General features: G+C 71.6%; 15 protein-coding genes. 9 read left to right on the top strand and 6 right to left on the bottom strand.

Features of this window, described 5'->3' with window-relative positions; all coding sequences use genetic code 11:
- Positions 1 to 81 precede the first annotated feature (81 nt).
- Positions 82 to 1,008 carry a metallophosphoesterase gene (locus tag ACIPM1_RS11330; RefSeq protein WP_402432172.1) on the bottom strand — a complete coding sequence of 309 codons (927 nt, stop codon included), beginning with the start codon at positions 1,006 to 1,008 and terminating at the stop codon, positions 82 to 84.
- A gap of 139 nt (positions 1,009 to 1,147) precedes the next feature.
- On the opposite strand from ACIPM1_RS11330, the gene ACIPM1_RS11325 reads away from it, so the two are divergent.
- Positions 1,148 to 1,612 carry a GatB/YqeY domain-containing protein gene (locus tag ACIPM1_RS11325; RefSeq protein ID WP_402432168.1) on the top strand — a complete coding sequence of 155 codons (465 nt, stop codon included), beginning with the start codon at positions 1,148 to 1,150 and terminating at the stop codon, positions 1,610 to 1,612.
- Positions 1,613 to 1,757: 145 nt separating this feature from the next.
- Here the strand turns inward: ACIPM1_RS11325 and ACIPM1_RS11320 are convergent, their stop codons facing one another.
- Positions 1,758 to 4,025 (bottom strand): transglycosylase domain-containing protein, encoded by a 2,268-nt coding sequence (locus tag ACIPM1_RS11320; RefSeq protein ID WP_402432165.1) that lies wholly within the window; start codon positions 4,023 to 4,025, stop codon positions 1,758 to 1,760.
- A gap of 417 nt (positions 4,026 to 4,442) precedes the next feature.
- Between ACIPM1_RS11320 and wblA the strand changes: the two genes are divergently transcribed.
- Positions 4,443 to 4,781, top strand: a complete 339-nt coding sequence (gene wblA, locus ACIPM1_RS11315) for a transcriptional regulator WblA (protein WP_356184958.1) — start codon at positions 4,443 to 4,445, stop codon at positions 4,779 to 4,781.
- A gap of 268 nt (positions 4,782 to 5,049) precedes the next feature.
- Here wblA and ACIPM1_RS11310 read toward each other — a convergent pair whose 3' ends face one another.
- Both ACIPM1_RS11310 and ACIPM1_RS11305 read right to left on the bottom strand, forming a co-directional pair.
- Complete coding sequence (locus ACIPM1_RS11310) at positions 5,050 to 6,465, bottom strand: ArsA family ATPase (RefSeq protein ID WP_402432162.1); 1,416 nt, start codon at positions 6,463 to 6,465, stop codon at positions 5,050 to 5,052.
- A complete protein-coding gene (locus tag ACIPM1_RS11305; RefSeq protein WP_402432158.1) occupies positions 6,462 to 7,439 on the bottom strand; it encodes an ArsA-related P-loop ATPase in 978 nt (325 codons plus the stop codon). The genes ACIPM1_RS11310 and ACIPM1_RS11305 overlap by 4 nt, the downstream gene beginning before the upstream one ends.
- 72 nt (positions 7,440 to 7,511) lie before the next feature.
- On the opposite strand from ACIPM1_RS11305, the gene ACIPM1_RS11300 reads away from it, so the two are divergent.
- The 4 genes from ACIPM1_RS11300 to ACIPM1_RS11285 all read left to right on the top strand — a co-directional run bounded on the left by ACIPM1_RS11300 (position 7,512) and on the right by ACIPM1_RS11285 (position 10,195).
- Positions 7,512 to 7,670 carry a DUF4177 domain-containing protein gene (locus ACIPM1_RS11300; protein ID WP_073947089.1) on the top strand — a complete coding sequence of 53 codons (159 nt, stop codon included), beginning with the start codon at positions 7,512 to 7,514 and terminating at the stop codon, positions 7,668 to 7,670.
- Positions 7,667 to 8,131, top strand: coding sequence for a RidA family protein (locus ACIPM1_RS11295; protein ID WP_356184618.1), 465 nt, complete (start codon positions 7,667 to 7,669; stop codon positions 8,129 to 8,131). Before ACIPM1_RS11300 ends, ACIPM1_RS11295 begins: the two co-directional genes overlap by 4 nt.
- A 278-nt stretch (positions 8,132 to 8,409) precedes the next feature.
- Positions 8,410 to 9,279, top strand: a complete 870-nt coding sequence (locus tag ACIPM1_RS11290) for an NUDIX hydrolase (protein ID WP_402432153.1) — start codon at positions 8,410 to 8,412, stop codon at positions 9,277 to 9,279.
- A gap of 85 nt (positions 9,280 to 9,364) precedes the next feature.
- Entirely contained in the window at positions 9,365 to 10,195 is an 831-nt protein-coding gene (locus tag ACIPM1_RS11285; RefSeq protein ID WP_402432150.1) for an MBL fold metallo-hydrolase, read from the top strand.
- A gap of 158 nt (positions 10,196 to 10,353) precedes the next feature.
- Here the strand turns inward: ACIPM1_RS11285 and ACIPM1_RS11280 are convergent, their stop codons facing one another.
- A complete protein-coding gene (locus tag ACIPM1_RS11280; RefSeq protein WP_356184612.1) occupies positions 10,354 to 11,028 on the bottom strand; it encodes a Crp/Fnr family transcriptional regulator in 675 nt (224 codons plus the stop codon).
- Positions 11,029 to 11,381: 353 nt separating this feature from the next.
- Between ACIPM1_RS11280 and nth the strand changes: the two genes are divergently transcribed.
- The 3 genes from nth (at position 11,382) to ACIPM1_RS11265 (ending at position 14,661) form a co-directional block, all read left to right on the top strand.
- Positions 11,382 to 12,425 (top strand): endonuclease III, encoded by a 1,044-nt coding sequence (gene nth, locus ACIPM1_RS11275; protein ID WP_402432146.1) that lies wholly within the window; start codon positions 11,382 to 11,384, stop codon positions 12,423 to 12,425.
- Positions 12,426 to 12,645: 220 nt separating this feature from the next.
- The gene (locus tag ACIPM1_RS11270) at positions 12,646 to 13,341 is read left to right on the top strand and encodes a CoA pyrophosphatase (RefSeq protein WP_356184608.1); all 696 of its coding nucleotides are present in this window, start codon (positions 12,646 to 12,648) and stop codon (positions 13,339 to 13,341) included.
- 120 nt (positions 13,342 to 13,461) lie between these two features.
- Positions 13,462 to 14,661, top strand: a complete 1,200-nt coding sequence (locus tag ACIPM1_RS11265) for a MarP family serine protease (RefSeq protein WP_402432142.1) — start codon at positions 13,462 to 13,464, stop codon at positions 14,659 to 14,661.
- A 26-nt stretch (positions 14,662 to 14,687) separates the two neighbouring features.
- On the opposite strand, the gene ACIPM1_RS11260 is transcribed toward ACIPM1_RS11265, so the two are convergent.
- Entirely contained in the window at positions 14,688 to 14,867 is a 180-nt protein-coding gene (locus ACIPM1_RS11260; RefSeq protein ID WP_356184604.1) for a hypothetical protein, read from the bottom strand.
- Positions 14,868 to 14,954: the final 87 nt, after the last annotated feature.

Here is a 14,954-nt window from a genome sequence, read left to right as displayed (position 1 = left end):
CAGGTCGGCGCCGGGGGGCGCGGTTCCGGGCCTGTCCGGAACGGCTCCGCAGGCCCCGCCCCGAGACGCGCCCAGGGCTCCCTACGCCCGCCCCACCAGCGTCAGCAGCGTCGCCTCCGGTGGGCAGGCGAAGCGGACCGGGGTGTAGCGGTTGGTGCCGCAGCCCGCCGAGACGTGCAGGTAGGAGGTGCGGCCCTCGGCCGTGTGGGTGGACAGGCCCTTCACCCGGTCCGTGTCCAGGTCGCAGTTGGTCACGAGGGCCCCGTAGAAGGGGATGCAGAGCTGGCCGCCGTGGGTGTGGCCGGCCAGGACCAGGGGGTAGTCGTCGGCCGCGAAGGCGTCCAGGACGCGCAGGTACGGCGCGTGCACCACGCCCATGGAGAAGTCCGCCGAGCCCGAGGGGCCGCCCGCCACCCGCGCGTAGCGGTCCCGCTTGATGTGCGGGTCGTCCAGGCCCGTCAGCTCCACCGACACGCCCTCGACCTTCAGGATGCCGCGCGTGTTCGTCAGGTTGAGCCAGCCCGCCGCGTCGAAGGCGTCGCGCAGGTCCTCCCACGGGTTGTGCACGACGTCCACCGCGGGCGCGTTGCCGTTCAGGCCGTGGCGGCCCTGGGCCTTCTCGATCAGGTAGCGGGCGGGGTTGCGCAGCTTCGGGCCGTAGTAGTCGTTGGAGCCGAAGACGTACGCCCCCGGGAAGTCCATCAGCGGGCCCAGCGCGTCCAGGACCTCCGGCACGCCCTCCGGGTCCGAGAGGTTGTCCCCGGTGTTGATCACGAAGTCCGGGCGCAGGCCGGCCAGCGAGCGCAGCCAGCGCTGCTTCTTGCGCTGGCCGCCGACCATGTGGATGTCGGAGACCTGCAGCACGCGCAGGGGGCGCATCCCGGAGGGCAGCACGGGGGCGGTCACCCGCCGCAGACGGAAGGAGCGGGCCTCGAAGCCCGCGGAGTAGAGAAGACCGGCGGTCGCGACCGCCGTGATGCCCAGGGGTACTCCGTATCGCGCGCGCATGGGTCCATCGTGTCAGGCCCGTGCGGCGCAGCGGAAATCGTTCGGGAGACCGAAGGAAGGGCGGCGAGGGCTCAACGCGCGGGCGTGCCCCGGGAAATCGGCGCGCGGGTGTGCCGGCGCACCTGCGACAATCGGACCCATGACCACGCTCAAGTCGAAGCTGCAGGAAGACCTCAACGCCGCGATCAGGGAGCGCGACGAGCTCCGCTCCTCGACGCTCCGGCTGACGCTCACCGCGATCACCAAGGAGGAGGTCGCGGGCAAGGAGAAGCGCGAGCTCTCCGACGACGAGGTCCTCAAGGTGATCACCAAGGAGGCCAAGAAGCGCCGTGAGGCCGCCGACGCCTTCGCGCAGGGCGGTCGTCCCGAGCAGGCCGAGCGGGAGAAGGCCGAGGGCGAACTGCTTGCCGCGTACCTGCCCCGGCAGCTGTCCGACGAGGAGCTGAACCGGATCGTCGGGCAGGCCGTCGAGGAGGCCAGGGCGGCCGGTGCGGAGGGCCCGCGGGCCATGGGCGCCGTCATGAAGATCGTGAACCCGAAGGTGGCGGGCCAGGCGGAGGGCGGCCGCGTCGCCGCCGTGGTCAAGAGGCTGCTGGCCGGCTGAGCCGCGCCGCCGCTCCAGCCCCGCACATCCGCGGCGCGCCCACCCACCGAACGACAAGGGCGCCGGCAGCGATCCGCTGCCGGCGCCCTTCCCTGTGTCTCCCGGTACGGCGCCCGGTGACGTCAGAGCCTCACGCGCTCCCGCGTCAGCCCCTCCGCCCCCCGATGCCGTTTCCGTTGGATCCGCTCTGGCCCTGTATGAAGCCGTCGGGGAGGGAGAAGGTCGGAGTCGGGAAGGTGCCGCCGTCGCTGGTGCCGCCGCCGATCAGGCCACCGATGTCACCGGTGCCGCCGGTGGGGCCGCCGGGGCCCTTCCCGTTTCCTTTTCCCTTGTTGTCCTTCTCGGGGTCCGGAATGTCGATGAGGTTGAAGGACGGTGCCGGTCTGCCCGCGAGGGCGCCGGTCATCGCGTCCCGCCAGATCGGGCCGGGCACCTGACCGCCGTAGACCAGGGGGTTGAACACACCGCCGATGCGGATGTTGATCATCTTCACCTTCTGGGTGGCGCTGCCCACCCACACCGCGCCCGACAGGTTGGGCGTGTAGCCCACGAACCACGCGTTCTTGCGCTCGTCGGTGGTGCCCGTCTTGCCCGCGTTATCGCGGTCGGAGAGGCCGGCCTGCTGACCGGTGCCGGAGTCGACCACGCCCTGCAGCAGGGTGTTCACGGTGTCCGCGGTCTTCTGGGACATCACCCGCGAGCACGTCGTCTTCGGGACGGAGAGCGACTTCTCCCGGTTGCCGATCCGCTGCGTGATCGACTGGATGGCGACCGGCGTGCAGTAGGTGCCCCGGTCGGCGAAGGCGGCGTAGGCGCTCGCCATCGTCAGCGGCGAGAGGCCGATCGAGCCCAGCGCGATGGCGGGCTTCTCGGGCAGCTTGCTGCCGTCGCCCTGCACCACGTGCAGCTTGTCGGTCATGTTGGCCACCGGGCACAGGCCGATGTCGGAGATCAGCTGGACGAAGTAGGTGTTGATGGACTTCGCCATCGCCTCCTTCATCCGGTACGGGCCCTTCTCCGACTCGTTCTCGTTCTCGACCTGGGTGTGGTCCTGGTTGGTCCAGGGCCGCCCGTCGCACGTCTGGACCGGGCTCGGGTACTCCATCTTGTACGGCGACGAGTACTGCTGCGTCGGCGGCCGGCCCTGCTCCAGCGCGGCCGCCGCCACGAACGGCTTGAACGTCGAACCCGTCGGGAAGCCGAAGTTGGAGCCGCCCATGGCATTGCCGACCGAGTAGTTGATCTCGGTCTCGTTCTTGCCGTAGCCGTACGGCTTCGACTGGCCCATCCCCATGATCCGGCCGGTGCCGGGCTCGACCAGCACCGACGCCGCGGCGACCGCGTCCGACTGGTAGACGTGCTTCTTGAGCGAGGCCTGCACCGACTGCTGGGCCTGCGGGTCCAGCGTCGTACGGACGGTGAGGCCGCCCTGGTTCCAGAGCTTGGCGCGCTTCTCGCGGGAGGCGCCGAACACCGGGTCGTTGAGGAAGACCTGCTCGACGTACTTGCAGAAGAAGTTGGCGCCGCTGACCGCCGTGATGCAGCCGTTGCGCGGCTGGGTGATCTTCAGGCGCAGGGGCGCCTTCTTCGCCTGGTCGGCCTCCGCCTGCGACACGTCGCCGACCTCGGCCATGCGCTGCAGCACGACATTGCGCCGCCTGGTGGCCTCCGCCTCGTCGTTGACCGGGTCGTAGCGGCTCGGCGACTGGACGATGCCGGCCAGCAGCGCCGACTCGGGGAGGGTGAGGTCCTTGGCGTGCTTGCTGAAGTACCGCTGCGAGGCGGCCTCGATGCCGTAGGCCTGCTCGCCGAAGAAGGTGATGTTCAGGTAGTTCTCGAGGATCTTCTTCTTGCCCAGCTCCTGCTCGACCTGGATCGCGAACTTCAGTTCCTTGACCTTGCGGCCGAGGGTCTGCTGGGTGGCCTGCGCGACCTTCGTCGGGTCGTCGCCGGCCTCCTCCACGAAGACGTTCTTCACGTACTGCTGCGTGAGCGTCGAGGCGCCCTGGGCGACCCCTCCGCTCTGCGCGTTCTTGTTCAGGGCGCGCAGGACGCCCTTCAGGTCGATGGCGCCGTGCTGGTAGAAGCGCGAGTCCTCGATCGCGACGATCGCCTTCTGCATGTACGGCGAGATGTCCTTGAGGTCGACCACCGTGCGGTCACGGGAGTAGACCTGGGCGATCTGGCCGCCCTTGCTGTCCAGGATGGTGGTGCGCTGACTGAGTGGTGGGCGCTTGAGGTTGGCCGGGATCTCGTCGAACCCCTCGACCGATCCCTTGGCCGCCAAGCCGAACACCCCGGCCGCGGGCAGCGCGATACCGGCCAGTACCACTCCCGCGAGCACACTGACCCCGAGGAACTTGGCGGCCTGCTGCATGGGCGAGAGGCCACCGCCCGAGCGCTTCTTTGGCATGAGGGCAGCCTACGTTCTCATTCGCCGGACACGCGTCTAGGCCTTGGCCTAAGCTGCTCCTAACTGTCACAGCAGCGCGGCCACGTATCAATACGTCCGGCGGACCCGAAACGTTCCGGGTCCGCGCGACTTTCTTTTGTCGAGACGTGTGGGGTGTGCCCGAATTCGCCTTGTGTGCCATCTGGCGTCCGTTGTGGCGCAACAGAACCGTCCCTGTTTGCCGGGTATGTCGCACATGTCGTCAGCTCACTCCCCCGGGTGATCTGCCGCTTACCCATAGTCCGTTCGGGCCATTCAAGATTGGGCCCGAAGGGGGTGTTGCGCTGTGCCCACCTTCCGTAACGTCCTCAACTGGCGGCGGTGAATATGCCGCTGCCGCCGTGGGGGAGCCTCGATTCGGGAGAGGACGGCGCCGGTATGGGCTGGGTAACCGACTGGAGTGCGCAGGCGGCCTGCCGCACTACCGATCCGGATGAACTGTTCGTTCAGGGAGCAGCGCAGAACAGGGCCAAGGCGGTGTGCACCGGATGTCCGGTACGCACCGAATGTCTGGCCGACGCGCTCGACAACCGCGTCGAGTTCGGCGTGTGGGGAGGCATGACGGAGCGGGAGCGCCGCGCGCTGCTGCGCCGCCGGCCGACCGTCACTTCGTGGCGCCGGCTGCTCGAGACCGCGCGTCTCGAGTACGAGCGCGGGGTGGGCCTGGTGCCGCTCGACGACGACCAGGTGTACGAGAACTACGCGGCGGTGAGCTGAGGGCACTTGTGTCGGCCGCCTGAGGGCACCTCCCTCGACGGCGGCCCGAGGGCATGTCCCTCCAGGGAGCGAGGGCACTCTCCTCGGCGGATCGAGGGCGCCTTCCTCGATGACGTGAGGGCGTCCCCGTACCGGGTCGGCAGGCGCACCCTTTCAGGGCCGGGTGCGCCCTTGGCCGATGTCGGGTGCCAGGGGCGCCAGGGGTGGCATGTGGGTCATGGTGCCTTGGGTCAGCCGGCGGAAGGCCTCCGGTTACGTGTCGTGGGTGTCAGGCAGTCGCCTCCGGCAGTTCCCGTCGGTTGTCCGCGAGCCGGTTCCCGATGTCCCGCAGCCCCGAGAGGTCGTGCACATCGCCGGGCAGCGCGGCCACCTCGGCCACCGCGACCTCGGGATGCAGCGCGGTGAAACGGTCCCGCGTGCGGTGCTCGCGGGAGAGCAGCTGCATACGATCCGCGTGCAGCCTCAGCAGGCCGGCGGTGAGCCGGTCCACGGAACGCTCGGGGTCCTCCGCGGATTCCGCGGCGTCCGCGGGCTCGGTGGGCCCGGTCTGCGACGAACCCGTCCCGGGTTGCCCCGGGCCGGTGGGGGAGCCGTCGCCGGAAGCCGGTGCGTCGGAAGCGCCGGAGACGTCGGAAACGGGAGCATCGGAACTGCCGTACGTGTCGGGAGAGTTACGAAGTCCAGCTTTCCCGTCCCCCTGATCCACAATGCGGCGCTCCTCAAGATTTTCCGCGGCGGCGAGCGCCCGCTCGGCCGAAAGCCGTTCGGCGCCGCTGCCGTGGACCCGGTTGAGCACCAGACCGGCGAGCGGCATCCGCTCCGCGGCCAGCCGTTCCACGAAGTACGCGGCCTCGCGCAGCGCGTCCCGCTCCGGGGCCGCGACCACCAGGAACGCCGTCCCGGGCGCCTGGAGCAGCTTGTACGTGGCGTCGGCGCGGGTGCGGAAACCGCCGAAGGTCGTGTCCATCGCGGCCACGAACGTCTGGACGTCCTTGAGCAGTTGACCGCCCAGCAGCTTGCCGAGCGTGCCGGTCATCATCGACATGCCGACGTTGAGGAACTTCATGCCCGCGCGCCCGCCCAGCTTGGCCGGGGCCGTCAGCAGGCGGATCAGGCGGCCGTCGAGGAAGGAGCCGAGCCGCTTGGGCGCGTCCAGGAAGTCGAGCGCGGAGCGCGACGGCGGGGTGTCGACGACGATGAGGTCCCACTCGTCCTTGGCCCTCAGCTGGCCGAGCTTCTCCATCGCCATGTACTCCTGCGTGCCCGCGAAGCCCGCCGAGAGCGACTGGTAGAAGGGGTTGGACAGGATCGCGGCCGCCCGCTCGGGGTCCGCGTGCCCCTCGACGACCTCGTCGAAGGTGCGCTTCATGTCGAGCATCATCGCGTGCAGCTCGCCGTCGCCCTCCGTGCCCTTCACCCGGCGCGGGACGTTGTCGAGGGAGTCGATGCCCATGGACTGCGCGAGGCGCCGGGCCGGGTCGATGGTGAGGACCACCACCTTGCGGCCGCGCTCGGCGGCCCGCAGCCCGAGGGCCGCCGCGGTCGTGGTCTTGCCGACACCGCCCGAGCCGCAGCACACCACGATCCGGGTGTCCGGATCGTCCAGCAGGGGATCGATGTCGAGCAGGGGCGCGGGGGCCAGTCGGCGGGACGGTTCGTGCGCGTGGGCCGGATCCGGGCTCATGACATCCCCTGCTTCCGCAGCTCGGTCGCCAGTTCGTACAGGCCCGCCAGGTCCATGCCCTCGGCGAACAGCGGCAGTTCGTGCAGCGGCAGGCCGAGCTCACCGAGGACGGACCGCTGCTCCTGCTCCAGCAGATACCGTTCTGCGTACTCCTCGGCCTGCTCCAGCAGCGGATCCACCAGCCGCTCGGCGTTTCCGCCGCGCCGCGCGCCGCCGAGACCGGCGGCGGACAGGGACCGGGCGAGCGCGGTGCGCGGCACGGTCCGTACGCGTTCCAGGTCGAGTCCGTCCAAGACCCGCGGGCGCACCATGTTCACGATGACGCGGCCCACCGGCAGCCGCGCCCCGCGCAGTTCGGCGATGCCGTCGACGGTCTCCTGGACCGGCATCTCCTCCAGCAGCGTCACCAGGTGCACCTCCGTCTCGGCCGACTTCAGCACCCGCATCACGGCCTGCGCCTGATTGTGTATGGGGCCGATCTTCGCCAGGCCGGCCACCTCGTCGTTGACGTTGAGGAAGCGGGTGATGCGCCCGGTGGGCGGCGCGTCCATCACGACGTAGTCGTACACGAAGCGGCCGGCGCGGTCCTTGCGCCGCACCGCCTCGCACGCCTTGCCGGTCAGGAGGACGTCCCGCAGGCCCGGCGCGATGGTGGTGGCGAAGTCGATCGCGCCGAGCTTCTTCAGGGCCCGGCCCGCGCCGCCGAGCTTGTAGAACATCTGGAGGTAGTCCAGCAGGGCCAGTTCGGGGTCTATGGCCAGGGCGTACACCTCCCCGCCCCCGGGAGCGACCGCGATCTTCCGTTCCTCGTAGGGCAGCGCCTCCGTTTCGAAGAGTTGTGCGATGCCCTGCCGACCCTCGACCTCGACGAGGAGTGTCCGCTTCCCCGCCGTGGCGAGGGCAAGCGCGAGGGCGGCGGCGACCGTGGTCTTTCCGGTCCCGCCCTTGCCGCTGACGACCTGGAGCCTGCTCACGTCTTCGAGCCTAACCAGTCCGCGCTCGGGCTACGCGGGAGGCTGTGGACAACAGCGGATACAGTCGGCCCCATGACCAAGTGGGAATACGCAACCGTGCCGCTGCTCGTCCATGCCACGAAGCAGATTCTGGACACCTGGGGCGAGGACGGCTGGGAGCTCGTCCAGGTCGTGCCCGGGCCGAACCCCGAGCAGCTGGTGGCCTACCTGAAGCGGGAGAAGCAGGGATGAGCGCGGTCGAGGCGAAGCTGGCCGAGCTGGGTCTGACCCTGCCGGAGGTCGTGCCCCCGCTGGCCTCCTACCAGCCGGCCGTGCTGTCCGGCTCCTACGTCTACACCGCGGGCCAGCTGCCGATGGTCGAGGGCAAGCTCCCGGTCACCGGCAAGGTGGGCCTGGAGGTCACGGCGGAGGAGGCCAAGGAGCTGGCCCGCACCTGCGCGCTGAACGCGCTGGCCGCCGTCAAGTCCGTCGTGGGCGACCTGGACCGCGTCGCGCGCGTGGTGAAGGTCGTCGGCTTCGTCGCCTCGGCGGCCGACTTCACCGGCCAGCCGGGTGTCGTCAACGGCGCCAGCGAGCTGCTGGGCGAGGTCCTCGGCGAGCGGGGCGTGCACGCGCGCAGCGCGGTCGGCGTGGCGGTGCTGCCGCTGGACGCGCCGGTCGAGGTCGAGATCCAGGTCGAGCTGCTGCCGTAGCGGGGCCTCGGGGGCCCCGCAGGGCCTCAGGAGGGTCCGGGAAGGGCCTCAGGAGGGTCCCCGGGCGGGCTCAGTAGGTCCCGGGACGGGGTCCCGACCGGTGCGTCCTGGCCTTCGGGTGCTGCCCGCGGGCACGGGCCTCGGGTGTCTGCGGCAGGGACCTGGGGAACCTACGGGCACGGGCCTCGGGTTTCTGGGGTCGGGGACCCTCGGTCACCTGCGGGGCGGGGCCTCGGGCACCTCTCGAACATTCGCGCACCACGGGATAGCCTCCGCCCATGGCGAATGGGCAGTGGTTTCCCCCGGACTGGCCGGCCCGTATCCGCGCGCTCGCGGACGGCACCCTCACGCCGGTCGCTCCCAGGCGCGCGGCGACGGTGATGCTCCTGAAGGACGCCGGCGCCGGGCCCGTCGTCCACATGTTGCGCAGACGCGCCTCCATGGCCTTCGCCGGGGGCGCGTACGCCTACCCGGGCGGTGGCGTGGACCCCCGCGACGACGACCACCAGGTCCGCTGGGCGGGTCCCACGCGCGCGTGGTGGGCGGACCGGCTCGGCGTCGACGACGCGGTGGCCCAGGCGATCGTCTGTGCGGCCGTGCGCGAGACGTACGAGGAGGCGGGCGTGCTGCTCGCCGGTCCCACCCCGGACTCCGTCGTCGGCGACACCACGGCCCCGGAGTGGGAGGCCGACCGGGCCGCGCTGGTCGCCCGTGAGCTGTCCTTCGCGGAGTTCCTCGACCGCCGCGGCCTGACCCTGCGCTCGGACCTGCTGGGCGCGTGGGCCCGCTGGATCACCCCCGAGTTCGAGTCCCGCCGCTACGACACCTGGTTCTTCGTGGCCGCCCTCCCGGAGGGGCAGCGCACCCGGAACGCCTCCACGGAGGCCGACCGCACGGTGTGGATCCGCCCCGCCGACGCGGCGGCCTCGTACGACCGGGGCGAGCTGCTGATGATGCCGCCCACCATCGCCACGCTGCGCGGGCTGGCGGCGTACGACTCCGCCGCCGACGCGCTCACGGGGGCGCACGAGCGCGATCTGACCCCCGTCCTGGCCCGGGCCCGCCTCGTGGACGGCGAGGTCGTGCTGTCCTGGCCGGGCCACGACGAGTTCACCAAGCACATCCCGGCCGGCGGGGCCCCGGCGTGACCGGGCGGGACTCCCGTACGGCCGGGCAGGGTTCCCGGGGATCCCGTACCGCCCGCACGACCGACGTCCAGGAAGGTCCCCTCGCATGACGGACGCAGCAACGCTCCCCGGTCAGCCCCGGGGCGGCGTCCACACCGGCCCCGCGACCGCGCGGGCCGTCAACGTCCTCGCGCCCAACCCCTCCGCCATGACCCTGGACGGCACCAACACCTGGCTCGTCTCGGAACCCGGATCCGACCTGGCCGTGGTGATCGACCCGGGCCCGCAGGACGAGGGCCATCTGCGCTCGGTCGTCGAGACGGCCGAGCGGGCCGGCAAGCGCATAGCCCTGACCCTGCTCACCCACGGCCACCCCGACCACGCGGCCGGCGCCGCCCGCTTCGCCGAGCTGACCGGTACCAGGGTGCGGGCGCTGGACCCGGCGCTGCGGCTGGGCGACGAGGGCCTGGCAGCCGGGAACGTGATCACGGTGGGCGGCCTGGAGCTGAGGGTCGTGCCGACCCCCGGCCACACCGCGGACTCCCTGTGCTTCCACCTGCCGGCCGACCGGGCGGTGCTGACCGGCGACACGATCCTGGGCCGCGGCACCACGGTCGTGGCGCATCCCGACGGCCGTCTCGGCGACTACCTGGACTCCCTGCGGCGGCTGAGGTCCCTCACGGTCGACGACGGCGTGCACACGGTCCTGCCGGGTCACGGTCCCGTGCTGGAGGACGCCCAGGGCGCCGTCGAGTTCTACCTCGCGCACCGCGCCCACCGGCTCGCCCAGGTCGAGACGGCGGTCGAGGACGGCCACCGCACCCCCGCCCAGGTCGTCGCCCACGTGTACGCGGACGTCGACCGCTCCCTGTGGCCCGCGGCGGAGCTGTCGGTCCGGGCCCAGATGGAATACCTGCGCGAGCACGGGCTCATCTGAACCGCGGGCTCGTCCGGGCCACGGGCTCGTCCGACCGCGGGGTGCCGCCTTCCGGGCGCGCGGCGGCGCGGGCAGGGCCGGTCGTGGACGCACAGAGAGGGTCCCGCCTCCCGGGAGACGGGACCCTCTCTGTGCGTCGTGTGAAACCGTGCCCGCGGTCAGCGCGAGCGCTTGGCGAGGCGCTCCACGTCCAGCAGGATGACCGCGCGCGCCTCCAGGCGGAGCCAGCCGCGCCCGGCGAAGTCCGCCAGGGCCTTGTTCACGGTCTCGCGGGAGGCGCCGACCAGCTGGGCCAGCTCCTCCTGCGTCAGATCGTGCACGACGTGGATGCCCTCCTCGGACTGCACGCCGAAACGGCGCGAGAGGTCCAGCAGGGCGCGGGCGACACGGCCCGGCACGTCGGAGAAGACCAGGTCGGACATCTGGTCGTTGGTCTTGCGCAGGCGCCGGGCGACGGCGCGCAGCAGGGCGCCGGCCACCTCGGGCCGCGCGTTCAGCCAGGGCTGGAGGTCGCCGTGGCCGAGGGCCAGCAGCTTGACCTCGGTCAGCGCGGTCGCGGTCGCGGTGCGCGGGCCCGGGTCGAAGAGCGACAGCTCGCCGATGAGCTCGCCGGGGCCGACCACCGCCAGCATGTTCTCGCGGCCGTCGGGGGACGTGCGGTGCAGCTTGACCTTGCCCTCGGTGACCACGTACAGGCGGTCACCCGGGTCGCCCTCGTGGAAGAGCGAGTCGCCGCGTGCGAGCGTCACCTCCGTCATGGAGGCGCGGAGCTCCGCGGCCTGCTCGTCGTCGAGCGCCGCGAAGAGCGGATTGCGCCGCAGAACGTCGTCCACGAGTTCTCTCCTTGTCGACCTGCTCAGGGGATCTTTCTCCCCGGTGTGCCAGGGGACCGTGTTCCCCATTTTGCCGGACGATCCAAACAGTGTGATCTGTCACAAGGATGCCGCACCGGAGTCCCGGGGTAAGCGGCAGGGGTCCGATCGGGGGCTGATCCTCGGGGCCCGGGGCGGATGTCCGTGCCTGCCTTTAGGCTGGCCGGGTGTCCGAAACGCCGGTGAGAGCACAGGCCTAGGGGGCTGCGCGGGTGGTTGTACGCAAGGATTCCGCTGTGGGCGAACGAAGCCCCGAGGATGGAAACAAAACGGAAAAAACAGCCAAAAAGGCACCCGCGAAGAAGACGGCTCCGGTGAAGAAGGCAGCGGCCGCCAAGAAGGCACCTGCCAAGAAGGCCGCCGCGAAGAAGGCCGCCGCGGAGAAGGCTCCGGCCGAAAAGGCCCTCGCCCCGAAGAAGGCCCCCGCGAAGACCACGGCGAAGGCACCCGCGAGAACCGCGGGGAAGCCGGCCGCCGTGCGGAAGGCCCGGCCGCCGAAGAAGGTGACCGTCGCGCCCGAGGACGGCACGGTCGCCGTGCGGCGGGCCTCCGCTGAGAAGACCGTCGCCCCGAAGCCGCCGCGGAACGAGTCGCGCACCGCGCTCGTCCGCCGCGCCCGGCGCATCAACCGCGAGCTCGCCGAGGTGTACCCGTACGCCCACCCCGAGCTGGACTTCGAGAACCCCTTCCAGCTGCTGGTCGCCACGGTGCTGTCCGCGCAGACCACGGACCTGAGGGTGAACCAGACGACGCCCGCGCTGTTCGACCGGTACCCGACCCCCGAGGACCTCGCCGCCGCCAACCCGGAGGAGGTCGAGGAGATCCTCCGGCCCACCGGGTTCTTCCGGGCCAAGACCAAGTCGGTCATGGGCCTGTCCAAGGCGCTGGTGGCGGAGTTCGGCGGACAGGTCCCCGGCCGTCTCCAGGACCTCGTCAAGCTGCCCGGCGTCGGCCGCAAGACCGCCTTCGTGGTCCTCGGCAACGCCTTCGGCCACCCCGGCATCACCGTGGACACGCACTTCCAGCGGCTGGTGCGGCGCTGGCAGTGGACCGAGGAGACCGACCCCGACAAGATCGAGGCCGCCGTCGGCGCGCTCTTCCCCCGGAGCGACTGGACGATGCTCTCGCACCATGTGATCTTCCACGGCCGCCGCATCTGTCACGCCCGCAAGCCCGCCTGCGGCGCCTGCCCGATCGCGCCGCTGTGCCCCGCGTACGGCGAGGGCGAGACCGACCCGGAGAAGGCGAGGAAGCTGCTGAAGTACGAGAAGGGCGGCTTCCCCGGCCAGCGGCTGAAGCCCCCGCAGGCCTACCTGGACGCGGGCGGCAGGCCGGCCCCGCCGCTGGGGGCCGGATGACGGGACGCCGGATGACGGGACGACCGGGACCGCTGGGACTGTCGGGATCGCTGGGGCCGCTGGGACTGTCGGGATCGCTGGGGCCGCTGGAACCTGGGGCTACCGGGACAGCTGTGTCAGCTGTGGCAGCCCGGTCGGCCGGGACGGCGGCCGGCATCGCCGACGCGGAACGATCCCGGGGGCGGCAGGCGTTGGAAGCAGCAGGACGACGGGGAGGGCGATGACGCGCGCGAGTGACACCCAGGGCGGCCGGGCCGCGCTCAGCACGGAGGGACTGCCGGGATGGCTGGAGCCCGTCGTGCGCGTCGTGGAGACCGTCCGGCCGGTCGAGCTGAGCCGTTTCCTGCCGCCGGAGGACGGCGCGGGGCGCCAGTCCGCCGTACTCATCCTGTTCGGCGAGGGCGAGCGCGGCCCGGAGCTGCTGCTGATGGAGCGGGCCAGCTCGCTGCGCTCGCACGCCGGCCAGCCGTCCTTCCCCGGCGGCGCGCTCGACCCCGTCGACGGCGACCCGACGGCCGAGGGGCCGCTGCGGGCGGCGCTGCGGGAGGCGGAGGAGGAGACCGGGCTGGTCCCGGCCGGCGTCCAGCTGTTCGGCGTGCTGCCCCGGCTGTACATCCCGGTCAGCGGCTTCGTCGTCACGCCGGTGCTCGGCTGGTGGCGCGAGCCCAGCCCGGTCGGTGTCGTCGATCCGGCCGAGACCGCCCGCGTCTTCACGGTCCCCGTGGCGGATCTCACGAACCCGCGCAACCGCGCCACCACCGTGCACCCCAGCGGACACCGCGGCCCGGCATTCCTGGTCGAATCGGCCCTCGTCTGGGGCTTCACCGCCGGCATCATCGACCGCCTGCTGCACTTCGCGGGCTGGGAGGAGCCCTGGGACCGGGGCAAGCAGGTCCCACTCGACTGGCGGTCATGACAGGGTGGGCGCCGTGTTGTGTTTTCCCGGGGGACGCCGAGCCCGCAGCGCGCTGTGCGGCGTACCGGCCCCCCGGCCGATCCGTGGTGACCGCGAGACGATGAGGCGAGGCTCGAAGCGGTGAACGTGCTGGACATCCTGCTGCTGGTCGCCGCCGTGTGGTTCGCGGTCGTGGGCTACCGCCAGGGCTTCGTCGTCGGCATCCTGTCGGTGATCGGTTTCCTGGGCGGCGGCATCGTCGCCGTGTACACACTGCCGGTCGTCTGGGACGCCCTGACGGACGGCTCGCCGGTCAGCACCACGGCGGCCGTCGTCGCGGTGGTCGTCGTCATCGTCTGCGCCTCGGTCGGCCAGGCCCTGACCACCCACCTCGGCAACAAGCTGCGCGTGTACATCACCTGGTCCCCGGCGCGCGCCCTGGACGCGACCGGCGGCGCCCTGGTCAACGTCGCGGCGCTGCTCTTCGTCGCCTGGCTGATCGGCTCGCTCCTGGGTTCCACGACGATTCCGACCGTCGGCAAGGAGGTGCGCAACTCCAGGGTGCTGATCGGGGTCTCCGGTGTCCTGCCCGCCCAGGCCGGCACCTGGTTCACGCACTTCTCGTCGGTCCTCGCGCAGAACGGCTTCCCGCAGGTCTTCAGCCCCTTCGCCAATGAACCCATCACCGACGTACGGCCCCCGGACCCGGCCCTGGCGGGCAGCGCCGTGGCCACCCGCGCCAAGCAGTCCGTCGTCAAGGTGGTCGGCACCGCGCGCAGTTGCGGCAAGGTCCTGGAGGGCAGCGGCTTCGTCTTCGGCGACCGCCGCGTGATGACCAACGCCCACGTCGTCGGCGGCGTCGACGAGCCCACCGTCCAGATCGGCGGCGTGGGCCGCAGGTACGACGCGAAGGTCGTCCTCTACGACTGGCAGCGCGACATCGCCGTACTCGACGTACCGGACCTGAAGGCCCCGGCGCTGAAGTTCGCGCGCACGGACGCCCGCAGCGGTGACGGCGCGATCGTCGCCGGCTTCCCGGAGAACGGCTCGTACGACGTGCGCGCCGCGCGGGTGCGCGGGCGCATCACGGCCAACGGCCCGGACATCTACCACCGCGGCACGGTCCGCCGCGACGTCTACTCGCTCTTCGCGACCGTCCGCCAGGGCAACTCCGGCGGCCCGCTGCTCACCACCGACGGCCGGGTCTACGGAGTGGTGTTCGCCAAGTCGCTCGACGACGCCCAGACCGGATACGCGCTCTCGGCGGACGAGATCCAGCAGGACATCGCCAAGGGGCGTACCGCGAACCAGCAGGTGGACAGCGACAGCTGCGCGCTCTGAGCCCGGCCGTGGGGCCGGGCCCGCGCTCAGTCGCGGGTGTGACGCAGGCGTACGGAGACCCAGCGGGCCCGGCGACGCAGGATGCGCGAGATGCCCACCCGGGGGTCGGTGCCCGTCAGTTGCGGGGTGCCCCGCTGGTGGGAGTCGAGCCAGGCCGTGGAACGGCGGCTGCGTGCTGCGTCACTGTAGTCGTGCGTCCAGCCCATACCCCGACGTCTGCCCCTGCCCCAAGGTCCATAACCGCGCGCGGGCACCCCAATTGGCCTATGCGCCAGGCAATTGGCCGTTCGTCG

The sequence above is a fragment of the Streptomyces sp. NPDC086766 genome, from assembly GCF_044746005.1.
Classification (GTDB): Bacteria; Actinomycetota; Actinomycetes; order Streptomycetales; family Streptomycetaceae; genus Streptomyces.
This window is presented reverse-complemented; position numbering and strand designations above follow the sequence as displayed.

Bases quoted from the DNA above. Each gene is read 5' to 3' on its own strand.
- ACIPM1_RS11310 (WP_402432162.1), bottom strand. From the start codon at position 6,465: ATGAGCCCGGATCCGGCCCACGCGCACGAACCGTCCCGCCGACTGGCC.
- ACIPM1_RS11300 (WP_073947089.1), top strand. From the start codon at position 7,512: ATGACCAAGTGGGAATACGCAACCGTGCCGCTGCTCGTCCATGCCACG.
- wblA (WP_356184958.1), top strand. From the start codon at position 4,443: ATGGGCTGGGTAACCGACTGGAGTGCGCAGGCGGCCTGCCGCACTACC.
- ACIPM1_RS11270 (WP_356184608.1), top strand. From the start codon at position 12,646: ATGACGCGCGCGAGTGACACCCAGGGCGGCCGGGCCGCGCTCAGCACG.
- ACIPM1_RS11260 (WP_356184604.1), bottom strand. From the start codon at position 14,867: ATGGGCTGGACGCACGACTACAGTGACGCAGCACGCAGCCGCCGTTCC.
- ACIPM1_RS11330 (WP_402432172.1), bottom strand. From the start codon at position 1,008: ATGCGCGCGCGATACGGAGTACCCCTGGGCATCACGGCGGTCGCGACC.
- ACIPM1_RS11295 (WP_356184618.1), top strand. From the start codon at position 7,667: ATGAGCGCGGTCGAGGCGAAGCTGGCCGAGCTGGGTCTGACCCTGCCG.
- ACIPM1_RS11285 (WP_402432150.1), top strand. From the start codon at position 9,365: ATGACGGACGCAGCAACGCTCCCCGGTCAGCCCCGGGGCGGCGTCCAC.
- ACIPM1_RS11290 (WP_402432153.1), top strand. From the start codon at position 8,410: ATGGCGAATGGGCAGTGGTTTCCCCCGGACTGGCCGGCCCGTATCCGC.
- ACIPM1_RS11325 (WP_402432168.1), top strand. From the start codon at position 1,148: ATGACCACGCTCAAGTCGAAGCTGCAGGAAGACCTCAACGCCGCGATC.
- ACIPM1_RS11320 (WP_402432165.1), bottom strand. From the start codon at position 4,025: ATGCCAAAGAAGCGCTCGGGCGGTGGCCTCTCGCCCATGCAGCAGGCC.